Here is a 26,292-nt window from a genome sequence, read left to right as displayed (position 1 = left end):
TGGGCGAAGTGAATTCAGCTTCATTCAAGGTCTTTTTATATGGTATTATATGTAAAAAACTGAAAGGACTTGGTAGCATGCAACGTCTCATCTATGTGGAGGTAGAACCAAAAATATTTGGTCAGCTGGCTGTAGTCGTGTTCCTTTTTGTTACCTCTTTTTTTATCTGGATAACCTTTGAAAATCAACATCGCATTTTTACAGATGATTTCTATTCGGAAAAAGCAATGTTATCTGGTGTCATGTACAAAGTGGAAGAGGAAACGAAGGTCACTGGAAGCGATGTGGAATATTATAGCTTTGTTACTTCAGAAAAAAAGCTGGATCGTGTACAAATGGACGAAGAGAACCAGTTTACACTTACTCACTTGAAACAGGAAATCCACTCACTCGCAGGAAAAGAAAGCAGGCTAGTCTTCTCATTCATGATCCTGCTCTATATCATGCTATGCTGGTTGATTTTACGCAAACACTCACTGGAAAATGCTCTGCATGCGCTCGCCTTTGTCGCATGTAGCTATTATCTCTTATCTATTTGGCAGACATGGCTGGAAATTAGACAAACAACAGAAAACGTCACCTATTACATAGCCAAACTGTAAGAGGACGTATGATCCACTGCGGTTCAATACGCCCTCATCCTTATATTTCCAGCCTATTTAACCTCGGATCGAACCTCTATCCCGTTTCGCTTGAACAAAGCTGCTGTCAAACCGACCCCAGGCACCTTTTTCCCGGAAAAACTGCCATCGTACACAAATGAGCTTCCACAGGACGGACTGTTTTCCTTTAGAATCGCAGAGGTTGCCCCGACTGTTTTTGCCAGCTTCAGTGCCTGCTGCGCTCCTGCGAGGAACTCATCCGTCACATCATTACCTGTTTGATCAACAATGCGTGCACGCCCATCCAGAACATCAAAGCCATCGCCCCCAATAATTTCGGCAGGTGGCCGTGGAGTTGGCAATCCTCCAAGCTGCTCTGGGCATACTGGAATGACCTTTCCCTCTCGCAAAAGCTGTTCCAGGTCTTCATCCAGACACGATTTTTGATCATAACGACACTCACAACCGATCAAACAGGCACTGATCATCTTCATGGAAAATCCTCCACTTCCGTTTCCGGTATCTACAGCTTACGCAGCTTCACGCTCTGCACCATATGATCCTGACCCTTATCCAAAATCAGCTGGGCGCGAACTCTTGTCGGCAAAATGTTACTGCGCAAATTCGCTCCATTGATCTCATTCCAGATGCCAGTCGCAACCTCTGTCGCTTCTTCATCAGACAAGCTGGCATATCGGCGGAAATAGGAAGAGGGATTGGAGAACGCGGTCTGGCGCAGCAGCTTGAAGCGCTCTACATACCATTGCAAAATATCTTTTTCATCCGCATGAACATAGATAGTAAAATCAAAGAAATCCGATACAATAACTTCGGAAATGCGCGGCTCGTTATCATCACCACGTGGCGGCTGAAGAACGTTCAAGCCCTCAACAATCAAAATATCAGGCTGACGTACTGTTTGCCATTCATCTGGCACAATGTCATAAACCAGATGGGAGTAGACGGGTGCAGATACTTCTGGCAGACCTGATTTTACATCTGCTAAAAAGGTGATGAATCTGCGTAAATCATAGCTCTCGGGGAAACCTTTGCGCTTCATGATTCCCCGCTCCTCCAGCACACGGTTTGGATAGAGGAATCCGTCAGTTGTGACCAAATCCACCTTGGGATGATTCGGCCACCTTGAGAGCAGCGTCTGCAAAATCCGGGCTGTTGTGCTTTTCCCAACTGCTACACTACCTGCAATCCCGATAATAAACGGTACCTTGCCATCCTGATTGCCGAGAAACGTATGCGTAGCCTGATACAGCTCCTGGGTACCACCCACATACAGATTGAGCAAACGCGACAAAGGAAGGTAAATCTCCGCCACTTCAGTCATCGAAACATTTTCATTCAACCCTTGTAAACAAGCAAGCTCTTCATCCGATATGGTCAACGGCGTGGAAGCCCGCAGTGCTCTCCACTGCTCGCGATTGAACGTCACGTAAGGTGATGCCATGGGAACGTACATCCTTTCCATCATGAAAGTGCTTTCTTACTATCATCACAAAGTTAGTTTACACCAGCAGACCTTTCTTGGGAACAAGAGGCTTATCCCATAGCAGTTAGAACGGCACTTTCCTCCTCATTCGCGCTTTCGCTTCTTGCCTTGAATACTCTTGTTTTGCTCGAGTATCCACGCCTCTGTAGCTTGATCCCAGCGGTATTGTCTGAGCTTATTTACCCCATTTGCCTTTTGATAAATAATGCTTGCGATCGGCTCTCCTTTTTTAAAAAAGATCGCAGGCATTAGGTCGCCTTTTTCTAGTTCATGTGGTCTTAAAGCTATGATCGCAATATCTTTTAACTGCTTTTCACTCCATCCGTCCATGTCCTTTTTCCCTATTTGCCGATAAATGTCGTACTCATCCCGATTTAATCCGAAGCTAGTTAGTATGTCTGAATGAACCTCATGGAGATCAATTGAGTAACGAATGATCCCAAGCATAGAACTGTTATTCATAGCAAATAGCAGGTTGCTTTTCGTGTACACATAGGTAGGTCCTTTAGCTCGGAGCGGCAACAGCTCTTCCTTAAGCTCCGTTCCTGTGAAGGTGTATGTAATATTTCCCGATGTCGTGAGATCTTCATCCAGCTCGATTTGTTCCGCGTCAAAATTCTCGGGAAAAATGACTACTTGCAGCTTCCCTTTATTCGTCTCCACTTCATAAGCTTCATCTGCACGTAAAAACACATCTGCCAGTTGAGAGGGTGCTGTCTTCTTGATCTCAATGTCATAATAAGACGTCATCACATTGATCGTTTTAGCTAAACGCTCACTAATGACTGGAGCTGGTGTATATTCGATGACCCGATTATCCTCTCCCTCGATATTTTTACCCGTGCCTACGCCTGCCCGAAAATGTTCCAGACTACCGCTCAAAAAGACAACGATCAGCACCACCACAATTATCGGCGCTACTACAAAAGGAAATGGCTTCCGATTGCTTTGCAACCGCTTATGAATCGTTATCCTCATCCGATTCATCTGCGCCGGGTCGTACGGGACAGCGTACTGCTCGTGTTTGGCCAACTTGCGCAATTTTTGCTCTAGGTCCATTTTTCTCCCCCCTTATTCAGCAATGCTTTCAGCTTTTCACGGGCACGATGCAAACGTGTATACACAGCTCCTGATGAAATCTCCAAAATCTCTCCAATCTCTTCAATCGTCAGCTCCTCGTAATAGTGAAGAATAATGATCTGCCGGTGACGAAACGGTAGCCTGGCAATGACTGTTGCCAGACGTCTCCACTCTTCTTTTTTCACGACACCTTCTTCAATCTCGATAAATTCGTGGTCATGTGGCTCAGCCTGATAAAAAATATGGCGAATGGACCAGGATCGCAGGTAACGCTTCGACTCATTTATGGCAATGCGATAAAGCCAGGTCTCGATTTTGCTCTCTCCCCGAAAGCCGGGCAAGCTTTTGTACGCACGCAAAAAAACCTCCTGAGTTACATCCTCCGCAGCAATCTTGTCTTGAACAAACCAACAGCAGAGACGGTATACATCGTACAAATGTTTTTCCATGATGACTTCAAATGAGGCGTCCACAGTCGAATGCAGGATTGATAATGACGGCAGCAATTCTTTTTCTTCCAGCTTCTTCTCCTCCCTTCTCATTGATTAGATACATCACTTCGTTTTTTCTTACAATTATTTCAAAACAAAACTCAATCAGGCACAGAAAAAACGAGCTGACACCCTCTCAGGCATCAGCTCGCTGGCTTACTTTTTTCAATCATTTTCCCAAAAAAGCTTGCAGCATCCATACATGCTTTTGCAGACTTTCACTCATCTCCAAAAACATGTCGCCTGTTGCATCGTCATCTGCCGCTTCTGCTGCCACGATTCCTTCCTTTAGTTCAGCGATCAGCTTGGTAAAATCGCTCACAACGGCCTGAACCATTTGCTCCGCAGATTCGCCACCTGTCGCTTCCTGAATCGAAGACTTCTCCATACAGGCTTTCATTGTGGAAACTGGCTTGCCTCCGACAGCAAGCATGCGCTCTGCCAGCTCATCTACATACTTCGCAGCTTCGTTGTACAGCTCCTCGAACTTGGCGTGCAGCGTAAAAAAGTTGGGACCACTCACATACCAGTGAAAGTGGTGCAGCTTTATATACAGGACAGACCAGCTTGCAACCTGCTTGTTCAGCACTTCGGTCACGGGACGGCTTATCGTTATACTCATTATTCGACGCTCCTTCCTTTCATGGAAATAGAGATTGCGTCTGTAGTGTGCCGCCACGAGCCACAAGCTATTCGGAGTCGTACAGATTAACACAAAAGCGGACCATTTATTCGTTAAGGCTGCAAACTACGGGCACGCTCCTGCAAAAAGACCATAGCGTTACACGCCTGCATAGCTGCCCCAACTGCCAAGCTCCGCTCATCAAGATCAAAGCGCGGATGGTGTACAGGGAAGGTACAGCCCAACTCCTCATTTCGTACACCTAAATGGTAGAAAGCGCCAGGCACATGCTCGGCAAAGAAAGCGAAATCCTCCACCCCGAGACTCGGCAGCTCATTTACTTGAACGTTCTCTGCACCGAGCAGCTCTTCTCCTGTGGCTTTTACCAGATCGACCATAGCATTGTCATTGATCAGAGAGGTGTAGCCTTCTTCAAAAGTAACCTCTGCACGTCCACCCAAGCTTCGGGCTGTCAGGTCGGCGACTTCGCGCACACGCTCTTTGACCAGCGCACGCACTTCTTTGGTCAATGTGCGAATCGTACCAGAAAGCTTTACTTCCTGGGCAATAATATTCGTTGCTGTTCCACCCGCAATGATTCCAAGCGACAATACAGCCGACTGACGAGGGTCTACATTGCGGCTGACAATGGTCTGCAATGCCGTAATGACATGGGCGGCGATAACAATCGCATCTTTCCCGTTGTGTGGATACGCACCATGTCCATTTTCGCCATACACGGTAATATGTACGTCATCTGAAGCTGCATTCATTTGTCCGTATTTTACCCCAATTCGACCTACCTCAAGCTCAGGCGAAACATGCAGACCGAATACCGCTTCCACACGAGGGTTTTCCAGCACGCCTTCCTGAATCATAGGCAGTGCACCACCTACTGTCTCCTCTGCCGGCTGGAAAAACAGCTTCACAGTGCCTGCCAGCTCCTGCTTGTAATCGTTCAAAATACGAGCTGCTCCCAATAGGCAGGTCATGTGGGCATCATGTCCGCATGCATGCATTTTTCCTTCGACCTTGGAGCGGTAGCTGGTGTCGTTTTGCTCAAGAATAGGAAGTGCATCCATGTCTCCGCGCAAGGCAACGGTTGGGCCTGGATTTGCACCCTGGATGAGTCCTACAACCCCTGTTCCTGCTGATTTCGTATAAGGAATCCCCATCTCGTCGAGGTACCGGATAATTTGTTCTTGTGTGCGAAACTCCTCCAAGCCGATCTCCGGATTTTGATGAAAGTCTCTGCGTACCTCCGAGAGCCATGGCAATATTTCCTCGGCACGTCGCTTTACTTTTTCTTTTTGCTCGCTGTTCATACCGTTACACTCTCCTCTATAGTCAACTGGCAGGTCGTAGCATCCAGACTCGCTTCCACACCGAGTGGCAATGCCATGTTGTACGCTCCATGTCCGATTTGCACATTCCAGATGGTTGGCTTTTGATAAGGCACCACAATGTTTTGAAACACATCCCACACAGAGAAGCCTTCGCGTTTTTTCGATTCGCAGTCCGTCCAGGTTCCAATCACAACTCCGGCGCAATCATCAAACAGCCCACCAAGTGCCAATTGTGTCAGCATGCGGTCGATTCTGTACGGCTCCTCATCGATATCCTCCAGAAACAGCAGCTTGCCTCGTGTATCCACTTGAAAAGGCGTCCCCATCAAAGCGGCGACAAGAGCCAAGTTGCCTCCAACAACCGGTCCTTGTGCTTGCCCCTCTACGAGACAAATCATTTCTTCCCCAGGAGGATTTACGATTGCTCCCAATGGCTCAGGGCGTGTCATCGCGCGCAGCAAGTATTGCTTGGACCAATCATCCAAATTGTGTGCAATATCAGACGTAGCCATCGGGCCGTGAAGTGTCGCCAAATTGGCTACCTGACCAAATGCGGTATGTAGGGCGGTAATATCACTGTAGCCGACAAACAGCTTAGGATTTTGCTCAATGCAATCATAATCGAGCAGGCTGAGAATTTGCGGTGCTCCATATCCTCCCCGCATGCTCATGATGCCATCTACTTCATCGTCAGCAAACATCGCATTCAATTCCATTGCCCGCTGCTGGGGAGAGCCTGCTAAATATCCCCCGTAGGTTTCCCTGCACGCTGCGCCTACCTTTACCTTAAATCCGAAAGCTTCCAGTGCCGCAATCGCTTTGTTCAATACTTCCTCTGTTGCAGGACTCGAGGTGGCAACCACCCCGATGGTATCTCCTGCACGCAATGCTTTTCCTTTATTCATCGCTACGATCTCTCCCTTATTCTTTGTAGGCCCATTTGAAATCGATCTTGCTGAGCGGATCAATGCGGACGCCTTTTACCTTATCGCTTTGAACCCAGGCGTTTACATCACTGAAGATGCCTGTGAGCGGCATTTCCTCCATCAAGAGCGTCTCTGCCATCAGTAAAATTTGATTGCGCTTTGCCGGGTCCGCCTCTTTATAAGACTGATTGATCAGCTCTGTATATTTCGGGCTATGCCAGCGAGTAATATTGGAGGAGCTGTACTTTTCAATGAACTTCTGCAAAAAGTTGATCGAATCGTTGTAATCAGCCGTCCAGCTTGAACGTGTAATTTCAAACTTGCCTTGCTCCTGATCGTCCAAATACACCTTTGTTTCCTTGTTAAGCAGCTTTACATCTACACCCAATCCATTTTTCCAGGTTGCCTGGAGTGTTTCTGCGATTGCCTTGTTGCGATCCGAGGTGTTGTACAGGTATGTGATCGTAGGGAGCTTGGTTATTCCCAGCTCTGCCATGCCTTCCGCGAGCAGCTTTTTCGCTTCCTCCTGCTGGTTGTCAGCAAAAAAGCCTTCGGGCTTGAGGCTCGCGGTAATCGGTGTAATCCCCATCAATGGCGTCTGACCTGCCTGGCCGATATTATCAGCAATCTCCTGCCGATTGATCGCGTAAGCAAAGGCCTTGCGTATCTTTACGTTTGTAAATGGCGGGCGCTCTGCGTTGAAGCGAATATAGTAGGAGGTGGCTTTGGGCTTGGTAATCAGCTTGCCTTCCTGCTTTAATGGCACGACGGCATCTACCGGCAGTCCACTTATCGGACCACCTGCCCAATCGAGATCTCCATTTTGGAACATGGACAGCTCGGTATTGGTATCAGAAATCATGGAAAATTCGATACGCGCAAGCTTTACCACATCTTTTTCCCAGTAGGTATCGTTTTTTACGAGGATCAGCTTATTTTTATGCTCCCACGTATCTAGCTTGAACGGTCCGTTACTAACCAATGTTTTTGGATCGTTTGCCCACTTGGGATTGGACAGTACCACATTTTTATTTACCGGAGGGAGAAACGATACCAAGGTCGGGAAAAATGGGGTCGGATGCTCCATCGTCACTTGCAGTGTCTTGTCGTCGATTGCTTTTACGCCGACATCCTCTGCCTTCGCCTTGCCGGACGTGAATGCCTGTGCATTCTTGATGCTATAATAATTGTACGAGGCTGGGGAGCCTGTTTTTGGGTCAAGCGCGTATTTCCACGCAAACTCAAAGTCATGCGCTGTCACAGGGTCACCGTTCGTCCATTTGGCATCACGCAGCGTAAAAGTGTAGGTCAGTTTGTCATCCGACAGCTTCATGTCCTGTGCGAGAGAGTTGATCGCTTCGCCCTTTTCATCTAAACGCGTCAATCCGTCGTAAAGCGCACGAATCACCGCCCCCGAGGTTGCATCCTCGGCAAACGTAGGGTCAAGCGTGGCTGGCTCTTCCGTATTGAGACGCAATGTTTGTGGTTCATCTTTCACTGGCTTTGCCGCTGGTGCTGTGTCTGTTGGCTGTGTTGCAAGTGTGGAGGAATTGGCAGGTGAAGAAGTACTCGTGGTGCTGCTACAAGCAGAGAGCAAGCTTCCAGCTACGAGCAAAGAGCTGACTAGCATGGTGATCGTTTTTTTCATGATCGAAAGCCCCCTTATTCCTGTGCAATTCTATGCTGCAAAATTGGTGCCACACGATAAAACGCATGTGCTTGCCCCGGAACTATTCATCCATGCATACAAAAACAAATAATATTGAAATTTCTTACTCTTTCCCGCTATTCACCAGCGAATAGGAATCATTCACCCGTGAATACCCATTTTCTCACTTTGCGGCTTGCAGAAGGCTGACTTATCCCTAATGCCTCTGCGATCCTCGTTGTTGTTTTATGCTGGTCAAAAGCACGCTGTACTAGCTGTCGTTCGACCTCATCCATAGCATCCTGCATTTGCATCAAGCGATCTACTTTTATGCCATTGTGGGCGCTGCTCTGCTGGTTGTGGATATAACGCGGGATTTGCGCCGGTGTGATGAGAACATCATGCGACGTAACGACCAGCCTCTCAACCACGTTCTCCAGCTCTCGCACATTTCCTGGCCAATCGTAATCTTCAAGAATCCGGTAGCATACGTCACTCAGCTGGCGTTCGAGACAGTATTTCTGCGAAAATACATTGAGAAAGTAATGGATCAAGACGGGAATTTCTTCTCTTCTCTCCCGTAGCGGCGGGATTTCCAATGGCACGACATGAATTCGGTAGTACAAGTCTTCACGGAATCTGCCTTCCTTCACCATTTTGCGCAGATTTTTGTTGGTAGCTGTAATCAGCTTCACGTCGACCTTACGTGAGACCGAGCTCCCTACTGGCGTGATCGTTTTTTCTTGGAGGACTGTCAAGAGCTTCACCTGCAAAGCAAGCGGCATTTCTCCGATCTCGTCTAAAAAAAGTGTTCCCCTGTTTGCCTTTTCAATTAATCCAGCTTTTCCATCCTTATCGGCTCCAGTGAAGGCGCCCTTTTCATATCCGAACAGCTCAGACTCCAGCAGCGTCTCGGGAATTGCGCCACAGTTGATGTGCACAAACGGCTTGTCCTCTCGAGGGCTGCATTCGTGGATATACTTGGCTAGCACGCCTTTTCCAACTCCCGACTCTCCGAGCAAAATCATCGATGAATCGACTTGCGCCAGCTTCTCTGCCATCGCCGCCACCTGTTGCATGGACTGACTGCGATAGATGAGACAGGTATTCCCTTTTTGTCTGCTTCTCTCTTTCGTCATTTCGCTTTGAAAAAGGGTTCCCACGTACTTCACTTCATTTAGCTCCTGCTGTAATTGCTCCTGATCTGTTATGTCAATCGAGGTATTGACGACACCGCTGAAGTTGCCATCCTTGTCCCAAATGGGCGTCCCTTCTACGTACAATCTGCGATTTTGCAGCGTCGTCTGGATCGTCTGCACTTTTTTCTTGTCGCGAATCACGCGCATCGTAATGGTTGGCGCAAAATAGCCCAGACGGTAAAACTCCTCGACTGGCCTACCGATCATCTCCTTTGGATCAATGCCAAAAAACTCGCTGTATCTTTCGGAGCAATAAAGTGTCCTGCCTTCAGCGTCCGTAACGTGAACAATATCATAGATGGAGCCTAATACCGCTTCAAAGTCGATCATAGAGCCCACTCCCGCCTGCTGTAATAGTGTGAAAGCTGGGCGTATACTCAGGCTTTCTTGTATACTCCTTCTCCATTTGTTGTCTGCCTTCCTTCAAAATTCTTCAAGATCGGGTGGGGCGGACTTTTGGTGGTGGATGAGGAAACAGGAGAAAAGGCTCCGGGTTCTTGGAACAGCTGCTGGGGGATTAGCTGTCCGGCTCCATTGCTAAAGCGAAACCGCGTCCAAAGCAGCGATTTCGCTGAGGTTATTTCAAGGTGGACGCTTAAAAGCGTGTTTCGCTTTATCCATTGCGCCTCGGATGCTGTTCCAAAGACCCTCGCATTTTCTCCTGTTTCCTCTCGCCAGCTGTAGTCCTTTTTATTGGCGGGTTTGTGGGAATAGCTACGAAGGATTTTAAGAAGACATAATAAAAAGGCAACCCCGTTCTGTGGAGAAGCCTTATCTTTTAGGCAAAATGAGTGTGAAAGTAGAGCCTTGTGGCGAGCTTTCTCCTAGAATCAGATCGCCTCCCAGCGCCTTGGCGATCATTCTGGAAAAGGATAGGCCTAGTCCGAGGCCCCTCACCTTGTCCTTTTTGTTGCTGCCGCGAAAGAACCGCTCAAACACGAGTGATTGCTCGGCCAGCGGGATACCTTGACCGTCGTCTTTTACATCGAGGCGCATATCCGCGTCGGTTTCGTATAGCACCAGTTTAATCGTTCCCTTTTTCCCGACAGCCTGCTTGGCGTTATTCAACAAGTTAGTAAGCACCTGCAGTACACGGCCTGGATCGATGTTGATGATCGTTTCTTTCTCGGGTAGCTGTGTGATAAGCGTCACGGTGTCTAAATCCTGCGTAATCCTCCATTGCGAGGCAATCTCCCGGATGAGCTTGCTAAGATTTTGCTCCTCTTGCTGTACAGCGATAGCACCGACGGCAAATGAATTGAAATCGAGCAAATCTTCTACCATTTTTTGCAGTCGCTTCGTTTCCTTCAAGCAAATCTGTAAAAATTCTTTTTGCTCGTCACCAGCAACTACTTCGTCATTGATCGCTTGCACCAGCCCACTAATGGCAGTCACAGGTGTCTTGAGCTCGTGAGTAACACCTGCTAAAAGCTCGGTGCGGATGCTCTCCAGCTGCCTGAGCCGGTCTGCCATCTCCTTGAAGGTGTAGACTAATTCGTGGATTTCACGTTCCTTGATCGTTTTATTGATCGTGACATCGTAATTTCCTTCTACGATTCGTCTAGCGGACAGGACAACATCCTGAATCGGGTCAGACAGCTTTCGGGCGTGAAAGTAAATAACCGCCCATCCGAGCAGCCCCAGACTGCCCAGCATAATGACCAAGTATTGAACCTGCTCCCTGCCTACCTTAATATCCGTGTCTGGAAACAGCAGGATGACTTTACCTACCCGGACATCGTTATAATCCAAATCCTTTCTGATGACGTATAGCGTATCACCATTCGGCTGCTTCACCTTGTCCGCAGTATTGGCTTGCTCCAGCATACGTGGAAGAGCCTGCTTCAAGGCTGGATTCACCATCCCCATGCGATTGTAGATGATTTCTCCTTTTTTATTTTGAACGAAAAGAAGGAGATTGCGATCGACGCCCATAAACTTACGCCGATTATCCAGCACCTGATGGAGCTTGTCTCCTACCAGTACATTCCCGTCATCATCGACTACACGATCAGCTACTTCTTCTGCAAACAGTCTCGTCACTTCCAATTGCTTCTCGGTCGCCGCATATTTGATCCAGTAAGCGGATATACCCCCGATTAGGATGAGACCGACACAAAGCGTCAGCAGGTAGCGTGTCGTCCAATACCGCAGGAGTGACACAGGCTCATTATTTTTGATAAACACAGAATTGGTAACCCACCCCTCTTAGCGTCTTGATCTCGCCTTCGGTGGCAGGCCAATTTTCCAACGTCTTTCGGATTCGCTTGATCGCCAAATCTACAGCGCGATCGCTTCCGCCGTAGTCCATCCCCCATACCTGCTCAATTAACTGCTCGCGGGTAAAGGTCTGATTCGGATTTTGTGCCAGAAACAGCAATAGAGACAAATCACGTGGATGAAACAGCAGCTCCAAACCATGCAGCGTCACATTGTGAGACTGGAAGTTTATTTTCAGACTACCAAAAAATCTCGTTTCCTGGTCCTTGATTAATATAGTCGAGCGCCGCAAAACAGCATTTACTCGAGCAACTACTTCCTCCGCTTCAAACGGCTTCGTTATGTAGTCGTCCGCCCCCTGGTTCAGCCCTTTCAGCTTTTGATCGGTCTGGCCCAACGCTGTTATCATAATGACCGGACAGGCGCTTTTTTCCCGAATGTACTGCAAAACCTCCCAGCCGCTTCGCTCAGGAAGCATGACATCGAGTAGGACCAGGTCAGGCTTGCGCTCATCGAAGAGCTGTGTCGCTTCGTCTCCATCCTCTGCCTGCCACACCTGATAATCTGCTTTTTGCAGGTATGCTTTTAACACACGTGAAATAACCAACTCGTCTTCTACTAACAAAATAGTTTTCATCGAATACCTTCCAAATTGAGAGGCATATCATCATTCTCCATTCGCTCTTTCCCTTGCATGGACACCTATTCTACTTGATTTTCTACTATCCTTCTATACTACCAGTTTACCTCTTTCTCTTTGGAAAAAGATTTGCTGATTTTGGAAAATAGGAAAAAAGCCTTGCATTCCCTTTTATGAAAAGGAAGCAAGGCTTTGGAGAACGTTGTTAGATCAAGCTGCCATCGAAGTAGATGTCCTCATCGTCAACTTCGCCTTCGAAATCGTATTTTTTCTTGCCAGTGTCGCTGTCGATGATTTTACCAGTTACATCTGCGTCATCGAATTCATCCCAGATGTCGTTTACGATATCTTCAACCAGGTCTTCGAAATCGGAATCATCCAGATCATCGAAATCGTCTCCATATTCATCGAGGTCGATCTCGATTTCGACTTCAATCTCGTCTTCATCTCCATCGAGCGTGATATCCCACTCGAGATCTTGGAAGTCACCATAGTCTTTATTCAATTGCTTTTCCAAATCATACAAACGATCATCGAAATCGTCATCGTCATTATTTTTCTTTTTATCGAGATCGTCTTCCAAATCAGCAATCTCTTTGTTCAAGCTGTCGATTTTGGATTGCAAGGTTCTGATTTGTGCATCGCGTGCTGCAAGTTCAGCTGCGTGCTGTGAATCTGCCTGATCCTTTACGTTAATGGTATAGGTAGTTCCATCCCACGTGATGTCTTTGTTGAACACGCCTGCCATCATGCGAAGCGGAATGTAGGTAGTACCATTTACAATGAAAGGCTCGACTGTTGTCGGAACGGAAGCACCGTTATACAGCACTTTGATATTGTTGTACTTTGCTTGCAAATTCTTCGTCGCAACAGATGCAGAAGAGCTTGTCGGAAATAATCCTACGGTAAGAACCAACGCAGATGCAATCGCCAGGTACTGTTTTTTAAACATGGAAAGTCCTCCATTCTTCCGGTTGTGTATTTCTATACGTGTCGCTATGTACATATCCTACTTTACCTATTGAACGTGTCGAACGTATGTCAACCTTCGAATTTTTCCTTACCACTTTTTCCCACCCTTACTCAATTGGCCAGGTTTTTCGAATATCGTGTTCAAACTGCCGCAAATGATTGATCCGTTTCTGCGTCTTTTGATAATCTGCCTGCCAGCTTTCACTTTCACGATCGCGGATCAGCTCAGCTTTTTTCTCCAGCTCCCTCACTTCACTCCGCAAGGCAATCACGATATCTAGTAATCCATCCATATCAATTTCACGCATTTCGGATATAAAATGCCACTCAGCTTCTGTTAAGCGATACTGTTTGTTTGCCATTGTTCATCACCCTTACTCCATCTTCATTCATCGCTCACAAGGAGCAAAATCCTATTTTCGTGCGTTTGTTTTCATATGCATGTATCGTGATGCCACTTCATGTATAATAAATAAGGTATCGGTTATTTCAGCTGAACAACCAGAAGTTAGTAAAGGAGACTGCTGTATGTTCTCGATTAGAGAATCCGATTTGCCAGGGATCGGAAGGAAGTACCAAGTTGAAGCAAAAAGCGGGGATAAACTTGTCGTTGTTATTCACGATGATGGTCGCAGAGAAATGTACCATTTTGACAATGACGATGCAGACGAAACCATTTCCATGATTACCCTCGATGATGACGAAGCGAGAAAAATCGCTGCGATCGTCGGCGGATTGACCTATCAGCCAACGGCATTGGAAACGGTCGAGGTCGCATTGGACAAGCTCATTATCGAATGGTACAAAATCCAGAATGGCTCTGCTTCAATTGGCAAAACGATTGGCGAGCTCGATGTCCGTCAAGAAACGGGTGCAACGATTATTGCCGTTATTGAAAAAGACCATCGCCAAACGATCAACCCCGGTCCTGAGTACATCCTCTGTACAGGAGCTACCCTGGTCGTTGCAGGTGAGCGCAAGCAAGTACAAGCGCTAAAAGCCATACTCTGCACTGAGGGTAAATAACAACGCCATCTCATCCGAGTGATTTTGCATAAGAAAACCTCTATCGAGGCTTCCTCATGGAGGAGCGACCGCGTTTAGCGGAAAGTTTCCATGCGCTCCGGAATTCATAAGCGTCACACGCTTATAAGTTCCTATACGTTACGGAAACAAACAAGCTGACAGCCCACAACAGGCTGTCAGTTTTTCATTCAATCACAGACAGCATATTCTCCATCATTTCCTGATTCATCGGTCCTATAAATTTATTTTGAATCACTCCGTTTGAATCGATGATAAAGCTCGTAGGGATCGAAATCGCCTTGTACACATTCGATACCTGCTTATCGACATCCATCAGAATCGGAAACGAAATGCCATACGCCTCTACAAAGCTAGAAACAGCCTCTGGGTTGGTTTCCGTCGGGGTCAGATTGACACCAAGAATAACGACCCCTTTTTCTTTATTTTCCTCATAAAAGCTCTGCATGTCCGGCATCTCCGCTCGGCACGGAGGACACCAGGTTGCCCACAGGTTTACAATCACCTTTTTTCCCCGTAATTCAGAGAGCTTTATCTGCCCTCCACGTAGCGCCTGTAATTCAAAATCAGGGGCCAGATTTCCTTTTTCGATTCCAACTGTTTTGTTCCCCTGTCCAGCCGCCTGCTCGGCATCACCCGGTTGGGCTGGCGCTGTAGGTGCTTTCCCAGTATCCACTATTCCCCAAGCGAGTAATCCTAACAGCACAATAGCTGCAAGTGCATTTTTACGTTTCATCAGTTGATCCTCCGGTTACAGGAGTCTGGAGCCGTGTAGACAAAAATAAAGTGAGAAGCGATAGCAAATAGAAAGTCATTTGCGTCTTCGAAAGCCCAAGAAATAAAGCATTTCTTGCATCTATAAAAAATCGAACATAGACTTGACTGATTCCAAACCAGAGTAAAAGAGTCAACCAGAAAGACATTGTCGTTTGATCCTGCTTGCTGGTAAACAGCCACCAGAGAAATATCGCACTACTGATGACCTGCTGAACATGATACCACCTATCACTATTTTCCAGGAATACGGTAAGCAAATGGTATACGCCGCTTGCAGCCAAAAAGCCTGCTGCACTGGCAAGAACGACCAGATGAACCGGGATAGCTTTTTTCCGTATACTGCGCACAAGATAAATCCCCACTACCACAGCGGCCAGCCAAGCACCGCTCTCTCCCCCTGAGAAATATAGGATAGACGATGGGTTTTCGATTGCTTTGGAAAAGTGAACGAGAATATAGCTTAGCTTCCAGACCAAAAACGCCAGGAAGACAGAATTGCTCAGCATCTCAATGATTGGCGCTCGCTCTACCTTCTCTTTTTTTAGTCGCAACGTAATCGCAAAAAAACCGCAAGCCAGTGAAACGACTGCTGCCAGCATACTCATTTTCAATATAAATGGACCCAGCTGAAAAGCGTCAGACAATTGTGGTTTCCTCCCTGTCTGTTATCCGTTACTCTACTAAAGCATGATGCATCAACGCATGTATTCTCTCACCATATCAGGAAACGGGGGATAAAGAAATGCTTGGCCCTATCTTTGTATTCCCTTTTCACAGGAGATCTGCAGAGGTTGCCTGAGAGCTTCAGTTGTAAAGGAAAAAAGCCCCCGCTTAAATAGCAGGAGCTTTTCGCTTCACTTATTCTTTACGTCTTTTGTCTTTAGGAGCATTGCCGCTTCCTGATCTCTTCGCCAGGTTTCACCTATTTGGGTCCAGTGCAGAAATCGGTCGTCCAAGAGCTCTGATAGAATGGCTCGCTTGTCTTTTTCAGGTAGGTCAAGTGTACGCACTTGTCGTCTCATCTCTCCTAGAAACAGGGTGTACGCTTCGTATTCGGGGCCAATCCATTGTTCTATCTGGCGGCGCAGCTTTTTGGCCAGACCGGGATTGTGGCCGCTGGTAGAAATGGCGATTTGCAGGTCTCCGCGTTCTACGAGAGAGGGGACGGTGAAGGTGCACAGCTCAGGTCGATCTACGATGTTGATCCACTGGTATGGCAGGCAGGCGTCGTGAACGGCGAGATTAACTGCTGAATCATTCGTCGCTGCGATGACAATGACCGCATCCTGTACGTCCGCTGGTTCAAAAGGACGGAGATGAACTACCATTTTCCGGCTTTGCCCCCACGCTGCTATCGTATCCGTAACAGTGGGACTAACTACGATCACGTCATCTGCTCCAGCAGCCAGGAGACTGCCGATTTTGCGCTCGGCAATCTGACCTCCGCCCACAATCAGACAGCGCTTTTGTCGCAGCTGAACCATCATCGGATAGTATGGCATCTAGGGTCCCTCCTGTTCGGATATGCTTGCCGATTCATTCATTTTAGCTGTGCGTAATTGATTCTGCACCGAGAGTCTTTTCAAACCAGTTTATTTTCTCCCGCATTTTCACGACATCCCCGACCAAAATAATCGCCGGATTGGAAATGCGCGGATTTTCTGCGACTCGCTCCTCGATATTTTCCAAGGTACCTGTAACGGTCGTTTGATTCGGGAGCGTTCCCCATGCGATCACGGCCACAGGCGTCTGCGGATCACGACCATGAAGCATAAGCTGTGTGCGAATGAGCGGAAGATTTGCAACACCCATGTAAAAAGCAACTGTATCAATTCCACCCGCAAGCGCGCGCCACTTATCAACCGCAAGCTCCGGTTTATCCTCACGTAAATGTCCCGTAACGACTGCAAAGGATGAGCCATGATCGCGGTGCGTCACGGGAATTCCGGCATAAGCAGAAGCAGCAATGCCTGCTGTTACCCCTGGCACAATCTCAAAGGAGATTCCTCGCTCTGCCAGATGCTCTGCCTCTTCCCCTGCACGTCCAAATACACATGGATCGCCGCCTTTTAACCGTACAACGATGTTTCCTTCCAGCGCTTTTTCGGCCAAAAGCTCGTTGATGGATTCCTGCCTCATCGTATGATGATCAGGCAGCTTGCCACAGTAGATGCGCTCAGCCGTTTTGGGGGCGTACTCCAGCAACGCCGGGTTCGCAAGCCGATCATAAACGACGACGTCTGCTTGCTGCAAGCATTCCATTCCTTTTACCGTAATCAGCTTGGGATCACCAGGGCCAGCACCGACGAGATATACTTTACCCACTTCTCTCATCGGTCACTTACTCCTGCGGATGCAAATGTCGCCATCTCTTTGAGCATGCGAGTAGCTGCCTCGACTATCGGGAAAGCGACTGCCGCTCCGCTTCCCTCACCTAGGCGCAGATGCAGATCAAGCAACGGCTCTTTGCCAAGTGCCTGCAGTACAAAGGCATGACCTGGCTCCTGCGAGCGATGTCCTGCGATCAAATAATCAGATACGCCTGCATCGATTTTCACAGCCAAAAGTGCCGCTACCGTCGCGATAAATCCGTCCAGCAAGACAGGAACTCGTCTGGAGGCTGCACCCAGAATAGAACCTGCCATCGCTCCGATTTCCAGCCCTCCAACCTTGGCCAATACCTCTAACGGCTTGTCAGCATCAGGCTTGTGCAGAGCAAGTGCTTCTCTGACAACCGCCTTTTTACGTTGCCAGCCAGCATCGTCGAGCCCAGTCCCACGTCCGACGATTTCCTGTGGGTCTGCCCCCGTCAAAGCAGCCAAAACGGCGCTGGATGCTGTCGTGTTGCCAATCCCTACCTCACCGACAATCAACACCTTGGCGCCTTCATTAATGATAGCTTCAGCCATTTCGATCCCGACTGCAAGAGAGCGTTCGGCTTCTTCTGTTGACATCGCAGCTTCCCGTAGCATATTTCCAGAGGCTGCACGAATTCGTTTACTGTATACACCAGGCGCCTCTACAGGAGCAAGCACTCCTACGTCCACGATTTTTTGGAGTGCACCAATTTGGCGGGCAAAAACGTTGATGCCGGCACCGCCATGAGCCATGTTCAGGACCATTTGCGCTGTGACTTCTTGCGGATAGGCAGATACGCCCTCCACCGCAACCCCGTGGTCAGCCGCAAAGACAAGAACTCCAGGTGGCGTCACTACCGGAAATGCCTCTCCTGTCATCCCAGCCAGCTCGATTGCCAGCTCCTCTAGGCGTCCTAAGCTGCCAAGCGGCTTGGTCAATTGGTCCACATGCTGTCTTGCCTGCTCTCTGGCCTCGTGGTCCACTGGTTCTATCGTTCTGTGTTGTTTTTCCAAGCTAGCCATCATAAACGCACCTCTTTTTCCTGATAAGCCCTCATCTGCTCTTCGATAACATCCAATCGCACGTGGCTCCGAACGGTATCAGCCAAAAGATCGTAGCCTTGTTCCCGAAGAGCAACGAAGGATGGCCGATCTTCAAGTGGCGATAGTCCTTTTTTCTCCCTGATTGTATTCAGCAAAAGGGTACGGAGCCGATCATTATGAAACAAGCCGTGGAAGTAGGTTCCGATCAGTTGACGCTCTTCCTGACAGTACCCTTCTATCCGCTCCCCCATTTGGATAAACGGCGAATCATTTGTTCCATAAACGGACTGTCCCATGTGAATCTCGTAGCCTTCGACCGTTATGTTCTCTCCGGCAAAAACTGCTTCCCCCCGGGACAAGACGGTTGTTTTCTTTTTTTCCATTGTCGTGATCATCGGGATCAATCCCAGACCATCGAGCTCTTTTAGCGGAGACTCTACTCCCTCTGGATCGTGGATGGACTCACCCAGCATCTGGTACCCGCCGCACAAGCCGACAACATAGCTTCTTCCGCTTTTATGGAGCATCTGGACCTTCGCTGCAAGCCCAGTATCGCGTAAAAATTGCAGGTCCTCCAGCGTATTTTTACTTCCAGGCAGCACGATCAGATCAGGCTCCCCGAGCTCCTCGACTCTCGTAACGAAGCGCATCCGACAATCTGGCTCCACAAAAAACGGATCGACATCCGTAAAATTGGAAATGCGCGGGTAGCGCAGCACAGCGATATCAATCTCTCGCGGTGTCTCTCGCTGTCCATGATATTTATGCAGAATCAGCGAATCCTCCGCGTCGATCCACAAATCGGGAATGAACGGTACCACACCGAGCACTGGCTTGCCTGTATACTCCTCGAACCAGTCCAGACCTGGCTGCAAAAGGGTCACATCTCCGCGGAAACGGTTGATGATCACTCCGATGACACGATCACGATCCGCTGGCTCCAGCAGTTGCAATGTTCCGACGAGGCTGGCAAAAACTCCGCCACGCTCAATGTCCGCTACCAAAATGACAGGGGCATTGGTCAACCGGGCGACGCGCATGTTCACCAGCTCACGGTCATTCAGATTGATTTCAGCCGGACTACCAGCTCCCTCAATCACAATCCGCTCGTATGAGGCTGACAGTCTTTGGTACGCTTCCTCGATAATGCGAAGCCCCTCGTCAAAAAATTCCTGGCGATAGGCAAATGCCTTCATATTTCTATATGGCTCGCCGTTTACCACAATTTGCGATTCAGAGTCGCGGGTTGGTTTGATCAAAATCGGATTCATGTCCGTCGTGGCAAGAATCCCCGCTGCTTCAGCCTGAACACCCTGTGCTCGCCCAATTTCTTTTCCGTCCAAGGTCACGTATGAGTTCAATGCCATGTTTTGCGATTTAAACGGAGCCGTCTTGTAGCCATCCTGGGCAAAAATGCGGCACAACGCTGTCGCGATTGCACTTTTTCCTGCATCCGAGCTCGTGCCCTGAATCATCAGCGGGAGGCTTTTATGCACGCTCCCCCACCTCCACGCAGCGGTTCAGCCACCTTTTTACCAGCTCTGGATTCGAGCCAAAATGCAGATGTGTATATCCTGCGACCAAATTACCTTCGGCGTACCCTTCCGGCTTGGTTCCCCGTAGTCCTTTCGTCTCGTAGGCGTGAGGTAGCTCTGCTTCTGCCCTATAGGTGGAATAGTGGAACTCGTGACCTTTTGCCTGTTCCTCTGTACTGATCAGGAAGTTGCCTTCTTTTCCGCGCACCTCGCGATAGCCAAGTGCTGCCAGCTTCTTTTGCATCGTGACTTGTCCTGGAATCAGGCCTACCATCGGATAACGCTCTCCATCAGTCGTTACAATCGCTTCCGTCAAGAACATGTATCCGCCACACTCGGCAAGTGTCGGCAAACCATTCTTGATGGCTGTGCGCACCGAATTCAGGACCTCTTCGCTTTGTGACAGCTGGGCAGCGAACTCCTCAGGAAATCCGCCTCCGATGTACAGCCCGTCCGCATGAGCAGGCACACCTTCGCCAGCAAGCGGCGAGAAAAAGGCAAGCTTGGCACCGTATGCTTCAAGCAGCTCCAGATTTTCCGGATAGTAAAAATGGAATGCAGGGTCCTTGGCTACCGCAATCGTTACGGCAGCAGTCGCTTCTTTTGGAGCAAACAGCTTCGGCTCCGCCTGCAGCGGTTTTGCTTTGGCAAGCTCCCAGACCAGCTCTAAGTCTACGGACTCCGCAATCAAATCAGCTAGCTTGTCAAAAAGCGGTGTCAGCTCGCCTCGCTCGACAGATGGAACCAGACCGAGATGGCGCTCAGGGATCTCGAGTTCATTTTCCCGCTTCAAATAGCCCACGACAGGGATTCCGCACTCCTGCTCAATTGCTGCCTTGATGATTTTGTAATGTCCGTCGCTGCCGAGCTTGTTTGCGATGACACCAACGATTCTCGCTTGCGGATTAAGCAGCTGAAAGCCTTTGACAATGGCAGCTGCACTACGCGCCATGCTTTGGCAATTGACGACGAGTATAACGGGTGACTCTGTCAAAATGCTGATTTCGGCTGTGCTCCCTTTGTCGCTGGTCGCTTCCTTGCCATCGTACATGCCCATGACACCCTCAATGATGGAAATGTCCGCTCCGGCACTGCCCCGAACGAATATTTCCCGTACGATGTCATGGGAAAGCATAAAGCTGTCCAGATTGCGGGATGCTCTGCCCGTCACTGCCGTATGGTACGTTGGATCGATATAGTCAGGACCGCATTTGAATCCTTGTACGGTATGGCCTTTTCGCTTCAAAGCAGCCATTAGCCCGATGGTGACAGTCGTTTTCCCTGCTCCACTGCCTGTTCCGGCGATAACGATACGGCGGCTGTCAGTCATGAGCGTCCCTCCTCGTGATAAGGCATCAATCCTACAGAAATCGTCGCATTACCCGATTTTTTCTTGGTCAGCACCAGCTCGCTTACTCCTGCATATAGCTTGGCTGCCGGCTCGCTGACTCCGTACGCACCCGTAAATTTAAAGACCGTATCTGACGGGTCGCTGATTTCCACCTGATTCAGCTGCTCAGGAGAATAGTACACAAAAGGCCAGCCGTATTTTTCACAAACGGCAATCAGGCCCTCTTCGTCTTTTTTCAACTCGATCGTTGCCAGTGCCTTGACGCTTTTAATCGAGAATTGCAGCTCATCCAATGTTTCCTTGATAACCGCCTCGATCTCGTCCGCCGAGGTGCCGCGATTGCAGCCCATGCCGAGCACGATGACCTTTGGGCGATACAGGACACCGTTGTTCAAAATCGTCTGTTCCTCTGGAGTGAGCAAGCGGTGCGAAACGACGAGTGCTGCATGTGGCGAAGCGGCCTGGGCTGCCGCAATAGAAGGGTACTCCTTGATCGATGGCGGCATCGGTGCGTCATGCATCCACCAATCACGTTCACCTGATTCGTTCACGACGGCTACTTGCTCTTCATTTACAACGGAAGCACTCACAGGAGTCAGCTTTTCATCGGAATCCCATTCCCAGCCAAAGCGGCGTCCGAACAGATCGACAGGGATTGTTTTTTGCACATCGGATGCAGTCGTAATGATTGCACGTGCCCCCATGATAGCTGCCACCTCATGTGTCAGCTCGTTTGCTCCACCCAAATGACCGGACAGTACGCTGATTACATTTTCTCCCCGGTCATCGATGACGACGACGCCCGGATCTTTCTTTTTATCCTCGAGCAACGGAGCGATCATGCGTACAACCGCTCCGAGGGAAATGATAATAATGAGCCCCTTGTAAACTGGCCAAAGCGCAGGAAACAGCATCCGCACACTGCCACTAAAAAGCTGAATGCCACGCGCTTCCTCATCGCCGCGAGCAAACTTGCTCATGTAGTACAGATCAGTTCCAGGAAATTTTTGATTCAGATCGCGAGCAATTTCTACGCCGTGCTTCGTAATCGCGACGATGGCATACTCTCCCGTTTGCTGAATCGCAGGGATTTCGCCTTCTTTCAGCTCGATGATCATACTTCCTTCACACCTTTTCTGTAGCCGTGTGTGAAGGTTTTGTCATACAGCTTGGAACGGTACTGCTCGCTCTTTTCGTGAATGTCCGGGTCGAGCGCCCAGCCCGCCAAAATCATCGCGTGCTTGCGGATGCCGTTTTTGCCCATGTCTTCGTCCAAGTTTTTCAGCGTAGTACGAACAATCAATTGATCTGGCCAGCTCGCCCGTTGCACGACTGCTACTGGCGTATCCTCGCTCCAGCCTGCTTCAACCAGCTCGCGCACAACCTTTTTGGTCAAGGTCGCACTGAGGTACAAAGCAAGTGTGCAGTGATGCTCAGCTAGTGCACGCAGCTTTTCTCTTTCCGGTACAGGTGTACGTCCTTCGGCACGAGTAAGGATCAGTGTCTGCGTCAGCTCTGGGATCGTCAGCTCGGCACCGACTGCCGCTGCTGCTGCAAATACGGAGCTGACACCTGGAACGATCTCGACCTCGATGCCCTCTGCTTTAAGCAAGGCGATCTGCTCCATGATTGCGCCGTAAACAGACGGGTCACCGGTATGCAAGCGAACTACCGTCTTGCCTTTGCCGATTCGATCTACCATCAGCTCTACCATTTCTTCCAATGCCATGCCGGAGCTGTGCAGCACCTCCGCGTCAGGATTGCAGAGCCCCACCAGGTCTTCGTTTACAAGTGAATCGGTATACAAAATCACATCAGCTTTTTGCAAAAGCTTCAAGCCTTTTACGGTAATCAAATCCGGGTCGCCAGGACCCGCTCCTACTATGTACAGTTTCATTATTTTTTCACCACCATCAGTGTAAGATAGCTAAGCTCTGCGCGCTCCAGCACCCGCATGTCCGTCCAAACCATTTCCTCGGCGGACGTAACCTTCGTCGCCACAGCCGCTTTTTCTGCCAGACCCATTTCTTTTAGCAAGCCGATGATCATCGGCAGAACCTTAGCTACTTTAAGGAAAACGACCGTATCGTGATTCTCAATCGCTTTCCGCATCGCTTCCTTGTCTTCTGTGGCCGGAATGATTCCGATCTGTTCATCCCCATCCGCAAGAGGTAGATTGAAGCGAGATGCCGCTCCCAAGAACGAAGAAACACCTGGGACCGTCACAACAGGTACCTCTGGATGTTCTTCATGCATGACGCGCATCATGTGGATGAAGGTGCTGTAAAACATCGGGTCGCCCTCGGTTACAAACGCGACATCCTTGCCCTCGGATAGACGCTCCCACACGATCTCGACAGTCTTATTCCATTCGCGCTCCAAAATTTCTTTATCCCGCGTCATTGGGAATACCAATCCGAGCATTTCCTTGTCACCTGGCTGCACATACAGCTCCGCGATTTGGTGTGCGTAGCTTTTGCTGCCCATCCGTTTTTTCGGGTACGCGATAACAGGTGATTGCTGCAACAGGCGAAATGCCTTGACGGTAATTAATTCAGGATCGCCAGGACCTACTCCTAGTCCGTACAGTGTTCCGATCTTGCTCACTTGTTGTCTCCTCCTTGTTCTTCCTCCTGCTTGGCCCAGGCGGTGATGATATAGATCGGGTTCAATGCCTCAAACCGCGTCAACGATAAAATTGGTTTACTGCGCGATAGCTGCGCCAGTGTCACTGATGTCTCGAAGCCTTCTGCTGCAAAGGCTTGTGTCGCTTCATACAACGTCTCGATCGTAGCTGCATTGACGACGATTCTTCCACCTGGGCGCAGACGCGTGCAGCAAATGTTCAACAGTTCGCGCAGCTCTCCGCCGCTGCCACCGATAAAGACGGCATCCGGGTCTGGGAATTCATCCAAGCCCTTTGGTGCGCGTGCATTGATGACCGTCAAATCAGTCCGAAACTTTGCCATGTTCTGACGGCAGTTTTCCAGATCATCCGCGTTTTTCTCGACGCCGTATACTGCGCCTTCCCGTGCGATACGTGCTGCTTCGATCGCGACCGAGCCTGTGCAGGTGCCGATGTCCCACACGATGCTTTTGGCGTGCAATTGCAGCTGAGCGATGCTCAGAATGCGCACTTCTTTTTTTGTAATCAAGCCCTTGTCCGGCTTGCGTTGGGAAAATTCCTCGTCCGCAATTCCGAACGGCCATACAGGGCTTGGACGACGTTTTTTCAAGATCACGACATTCAGATCTGAAAACACGCCATCAGCCATTTCCTCAAGCGAATACCAGCCTGTTTTCTCATCTGCGCTCCCCAGATTTTCAGCTACGAAAGCATCATACTCCGTCATCTGAAAAGAAAGCAGGTAACGGGCAATTGCAGACGGCGAGTTTTCCAGATCGGTCAACAGCGCGACCTTTTCTTTGCCGTCGATGCGCTGCGCCAGACCTTTGATGCTACGTCCATGTACGCTTGCGAGTGTAGCATCCTGCCATGCTTCACCCATTTTGGCAAAAGCTAGCTGGATGGAGCTGAGATGCGGGTAGATCTCGACATTCAGCTTCTTTGCCAAAAGGCTGCCGATCCCGTAAAAGAGCGGGTCACCAGAAGCCAGAATGACTGTCTTGCGCGTCTCCGTACGCAGCTCCTCGACCATAGCGGTGAGTCCGCCCTTCAGCACGCGCTTTTCACCTGTATGCTCTGGAAAAAAGGCGAGGTGCCGCTCTCCTCCGACCAACAGTTCACACTCTTCTATCCATGTCTGGTACAACGGCAACAAACTCGCTTGTCCGTCATCCCCGATCCCGATCACTTTCATTGTCTGTGTCATCGATCGTCACCCTTCCCAACAGGGACCCTTTCATTGAAATGATGATGGTTTCGACCGCGATGCCGCCGCCAACCTCTTTGAGAGCCGCACGACAGCAATTGGCGCACATGATCTCAAAAAAGGCCGGGGTATCCGCCATCAGATCGCCTACCTGAGAAGCTGTGTTGGCTCCCAATATCTCATCGATTGTTTCCTGCGGCGCTCCCGCATCTCTCGCCATCTGGGCGAGGAATCCGAAGTCAACCGGTGCGCTTTTGGAATGAACCATCATCACACCTTGCGCCACCTTAGAGAATTTGCCCATCATCCCGACCAGCGTGACCTTTTTCATCTGCTTTCGTTTGCATTGCGTAAGCGAAAAACCGACGAAATCGCCCATTTCCACAAACGCTTCCTCCGTCAGCTCCGGGTAGGTCGCAATTCCGAACGATTCGCTCTTGCCGCCCGTTGATAGCACGATATGATCACAGCCTGCTTCCTTGGCGACGTTGATTGCTTGCGCCACACTCGCTTTATAGGCAGAAGTGGAAAACGGCACCACGATGCCGCGCGTCCCCAAAATGGAGATGCCTCCGAGTATGCCGAGTCGTCCATTTAACGTTTTTTTGGCTATTTCCTCGCCTGCCGGTACGGAAATAACAATTTTGATTCCGCGTTCGACTTCATATTCATCTAGAACGGCTTGAGCGGTTTCCCGAATCATTTTGCGCGGGACAGGATTGATCGCCGCCTCACCGATAGAAACGGGCAACCCTGGCTTGGTCACCCGTCCTACGCCAATCCCGCCATCAAGGATGATTCCAGGCTCATCCGTCCATTCCACCGTGCTCAAAATCAACGCACCGTGTGTCGCATCCGGGTCGTCTCCGCCGTCCTTGATCGTAGCCGTTGTAGCCTTTTCTGACGTGAATTCGCAGCTTTCCATCTGGAAAGTAACATACTCGCCAATCGGCAAACGAATTGTGGCTTCACTTTGCTGCTCCTGTGTAATCAGCGCTATCAAAGCAGCCTTGGTCGTCGCCGTTGCACATGATCCCGTCGTATATCCATGGCGGAGGGGTTTTGCCTCTTTTTCGTCCGTTGCTGCTTTGGCCGCCATAG

27 protein-coding genes are annotated in these 26,292 nt (G+C 49.3%); 2 read left to right on the top strand and 25 right to left on the bottom strand.

Going from position 1 to position 26,292, the window contains the following annotated elements; all coding sequences use genetic code 11:
• Positions 1 to 77: 77 nt before the first annotated feature.
• Positions 78 to 602, top strand: coding sequence for a hypothetical protein (locus C3B52_RS14590; protein WP_103106916.1), 525 nt, complete (start codon positions 78 to 80; stop codon positions 600 to 602).
• A gap of 53 nt (positions 603 to 655) precedes the next feature.
• On the opposite strand, the gene C3B52_RS14585 is transcribed toward C3B52_RS14590, so the two are convergent.
• The 13 genes from C3B52_RS14585 to C3B52_RS14520 all read right to left on the bottom strand — a co-directional run bounded on the left by C3B52_RS14585 (position 656) and on the right by C3B52_RS14520 (position 13,612).
• A complete protein-coding gene (locus tag C3B52_RS14585) occupies positions 656 to 1,096 on the bottom strand; it encodes a DUF523 domain-containing protein (RefSeq protein WP_103106915.1) in 441 nt (146 codons plus the stop codon).
• Between the two features lie 29 nt (positions 1,097 to 1,125).
• Entirely contained in the window at positions 1,126 to 2,064 is a 939-nt protein-coding gene (gene coaA, locus C3B52_RS14580) for a type I pantothenate kinase (protein WP_235615717.1), read from the bottom strand.
• Positions 2,065 to 2,190: 126 nt separating this feature from the next.
• On the bottom strand, positions 2,191 to 3,165 hold the full coding sequence (locus C3B52_RS14575) for a hypothetical protein (RefSeq protein WP_103106911.1): 975 nt from the start codon (positions 3,163 to 3,165) through the stop codon (positions 2,191 to 2,193).
• Positions 3,156 to 3,728 (bottom strand): sigma-70 family RNA polymerase sigma factor, encoded by a 573-nt coding sequence (locus C3B52_RS14570; RefSeq protein WP_103106909.1) that lies wholly within the window; start codon positions 3,726 to 3,728, stop codon positions 3,156 to 3,158. The genes C3B52_RS14575 and C3B52_RS14570 overlap by 10 nt, the downstream gene beginning before the upstream one ends.
• A gap of 118 nt (positions 3,729 to 3,846) precedes the next feature.
• On the bottom strand, positions 3,847 to 4,299 hold the full coding sequence (locus C3B52_RS14565) for a Dps family protein (RefSeq protein ID WP_103106907.1): 453 nt from the start codon (positions 4,297 to 4,299) through the stop codon (positions 3,847 to 3,849).
• A 113-nt stretch (positions 4,300 to 4,412) separates the two neighbouring features.
• Positions 4,413 to 5,624, bottom strand: coding sequence for a M20 metallopeptidase family protein (locus C3B52_RS14560; RefSeq protein ID WP_103106905.1), 1,212 nt, complete (start codon positions 5,622 to 5,624; stop codon positions 4,413 to 4,415).
• Positions 5,621 to 6,550: a S66 peptidase family protein gene (locus C3B52_RS14555; protein WP_103106904.1), complete on the bottom strand. Its 930-nt coding sequence runs from the start codon at positions 6,548 to 6,550 to the stop codon at positions 5,621 to 5,623. Before C3B52_RS14555 ends, C3B52_RS14560 begins: the two co-directional genes overlap by 4 nt.
• A gap of 16 nt (positions 6,551 to 6,566) precedes the next feature.
• Positions 6,567 to 8,219 carry a peptide ABC transporter substrate-binding protein gene (locus C3B52_RS14550; RefSeq protein WP_103106902.1) on the bottom strand — a complete coding sequence of 551 codons (1,653 nt, stop codon included), beginning with the start codon at positions 8,217 to 8,219 and terminating at the stop codon, positions 6,567 to 6,569.
• A gap of 158 nt (positions 8,220 to 8,377) precedes the next feature.
• Positions 8,378 to 9,748, bottom strand: coding sequence for a sigma-54 interaction domain-containing protein (locus C3B52_RS14545; protein WP_103106900.1), 1,371 nt, complete (start codon positions 9,746 to 9,748; stop codon positions 8,378 to 8,380).
• Positions 9,749 to 10,189: 441 nt separating this feature from the next.
• On the bottom strand, positions 10,190 to 11,605 hold the full coding sequence (locus C3B52_RS14535) for a HAMP domain-containing sensor histidine kinase (RefSeq protein WP_103106897.1): 1,416 nt from the start codon (positions 11,603 to 11,605) through the stop codon (positions 10,190 to 10,192).
• Positions 11,589 to 12,275 (bottom strand): response regulator transcription factor, encoded by a 687-nt coding sequence (locus tag C3B52_RS14530; RefSeq protein WP_103106894.1) that lies wholly within the window; start codon positions 12,273 to 12,275, stop codon positions 11,589 to 11,591. Before C3B52_RS14530 ends, C3B52_RS14535 begins: the two co-directional genes overlap by 17 nt.
• Before the next feature lie 208 nt (positions 12,276 to 12,483).
• Positions 12,484 to 13,230, bottom strand: a complete 747-nt coding sequence (locus tag C3B52_RS14525) for a copper amine oxidase N-terminal domain-containing protein (RefSeq protein ID WP_103106893.1) — start codon at positions 13,228 to 13,230, stop codon at positions 12,484 to 12,486.
• Between the two features lie 127 nt (positions 13,231 to 13,357).
• The gene (locus tag C3B52_RS14520) at positions 13,358 to 13,612 is read right to left on the bottom strand and encodes a hypothetical protein (protein ID WP_103106891.1); all 255 of its coding nucleotides are present in this window, start codon (positions 13,610 to 13,612) and stop codon (positions 13,358 to 13,360) included.
• A 166-nt stretch (positions 13,613 to 13,778) separates the two neighbouring features.
• Here C3B52_RS14520 and C3B52_RS14515 point away from each other — a divergent pair, with 166 nt between their 5' ends.
• The gene (locus C3B52_RS14515; RefSeq protein ID WP_103106889.1) at positions 13,779 to 14,276 is read left to right on the top strand and encodes a cation:proton antiporter regulatory subunit; all 498 of its coding nucleotides are present in this window, start codon (positions 13,779 to 13,781) and stop codon (positions 14,274 to 14,276) included.
• Between the two features lie 184 nt (positions 14,277 to 14,460).
• On the opposite strand, the gene C3B52_RS14510 is transcribed toward C3B52_RS14515, so the two are convergent.
• From C3B52_RS14510 to C3B52_RS14455, 12 genes are all read right to left on the bottom strand, one after another.
• Complete coding sequence (locus C3B52_RS14510) at positions 14,461 to 15,030, bottom strand: peroxiredoxin family protein (protein WP_103106887.1); 570 nt, start codon at positions 15,028 to 15,030, stop codon at positions 14,461 to 14,463.
• Positions 15,020 to 15,715, bottom strand: a complete 696-nt coding sequence (locus tag C3B52_RS14505; RefSeq protein ID WP_103106885.1) for a hypothetical protein — start codon at positions 15,713 to 15,715, stop codon at positions 15,020 to 15,022. The genes C3B52_RS14510 and C3B52_RS14505 overlap by 11 nt, the downstream gene beginning before the upstream one ends.
• A gap of 210 nt (positions 15,716 to 15,925) precedes the next feature.
• Positions 15,926 to 16,573, bottom strand: a complete 648-nt coding sequence (locus tag C3B52_RS14500; RefSeq protein WP_103106883.1) for a precorrin-2 dehydrogenase/sirohydrochlorin ferrochelatase family protein — start codon at positions 16,571 to 16,573, stop codon at positions 15,926 to 15,928.
• A gap of 43 nt (positions 16,574 to 16,616) precedes the next feature.
• Positions 16,617 to 17,405, bottom strand: coding sequence for a uroporphyrinogen-III C-methyltransferase (gene cobA / locus C3B52_RS14495; RefSeq protein ID WP_103106881.1), 789 nt, complete (start codon positions 17,403 to 17,405; stop codon positions 16,617 to 16,619).
• Positions 17,402 to 18,454 (bottom strand): nicotinate-nucleotide--dimethylbenzimidazole phosphoribosyltransferase, encoded by a 1,053-nt coding sequence (gene cobT, locus C3B52_RS14490; protein ID WP_164684784.1) that lies wholly within the window; start codon positions 18,452 to 18,454, stop codon positions 17,402 to 17,404. Before cobT ends, cobA begins: the two co-directional genes overlap by 4 nt.
• Entirely contained in the window at positions 18,451 to 19,968 is a 1,518-nt protein-coding gene (locus C3B52_RS14485; protein ID WP_103106879.1) for a cobyric acid synthase, read from the bottom strand. Before C3B52_RS14485 ends, cobT begins: the two co-directional genes overlap by 4 nt.
• Entirely contained in the window at positions 19,961 to 21,337 is a 1,377-nt protein-coding gene (locus tag C3B52_RS14480; protein ID WP_103106877.1) for a cobyrinate a,c-diamide synthase, read from the bottom strand. Before C3B52_RS14480 ends, C3B52_RS14485 begins: the two co-directional genes overlap by 8 nt.
• A complete protein-coding gene (locus C3B52_RS14475) occupies positions 21,334 to 22,476 on the bottom strand; it encodes a cobalt-precorrin 5A hydrolase (protein ID WP_103106875.1) in 1,143 nt (380 codons plus the stop codon). Before C3B52_RS14475 ends, C3B52_RS14480 begins: the two co-directional genes overlap by 4 nt.
• Positions 22,473 to 23,255, bottom strand: coding sequence for a precorrin-4 C(11)-methyltransferase (cobM, locus tag C3B52_RS14470; protein WP_103106873.1), 783 nt, complete (start codon positions 23,253 to 23,255; stop codon positions 22,473 to 22,475). Before cobM ends, C3B52_RS14475 begins: the two co-directional genes overlap by 4 nt.
• On the bottom strand, positions 23,255 to 23,965 hold the full coding sequence (gene cobI, locus C3B52_RS14465; RefSeq protein WP_103106871.1) for a precorrin-2 C(20)-methyltransferase: 711 nt from the start codon (positions 23,963 to 23,965) through the stop codon (positions 23,255 to 23,257). The genes cobM and cobI overlap by 1 nt, the downstream gene beginning before the upstream one ends.
• Positions 23,962 to 25,191 carry a precorrin-6y C5,15-methyltransferase (decarboxylating) subunit CbiE gene (gene cbiE / locus C3B52_RS14460; protein ID WP_103106869.1) on the bottom strand — a complete coding sequence of 410 codons (1,230 nt, stop codon included), beginning with the start codon at positions 25,189 to 25,191 and terminating at the stop codon, positions 23,962 to 23,964. The genes cobI and cbiE overlap by 4 nt, the downstream gene beginning before the upstream one ends.
• Positions 25,154 to 26,290: a cobalt-precorrin-5B (C(1))-methyltransferase gene (locus C3B52_RS14455; protein WP_103106867.1), complete on the bottom strand. Its 1,137-nt coding sequence runs from the start codon at positions 26,288 to 26,290 to the stop codon at positions 25,154 to 25,156. The genes cbiE and C3B52_RS14455 overlap by 38 nt, the downstream gene beginning before the upstream one ends.
• Positions 26,291 to 26,292: the final 2 nt, after the last annotated feature.

Source organism: Brevibacillus reuszeri (genome assembly GCF_002897295.1).
Lineage (GTDB): Bacteria > Bacillota > Bacilli > Brevibacillales > Brevibacillaceae > Brevibacillus > Brevibacillus reuszeri_A.
The sequence above is the reverse complement of the archived record's forward strand: the minus strand, read 5'-3'. Positions and strand labels throughout refer to the sequence as shown.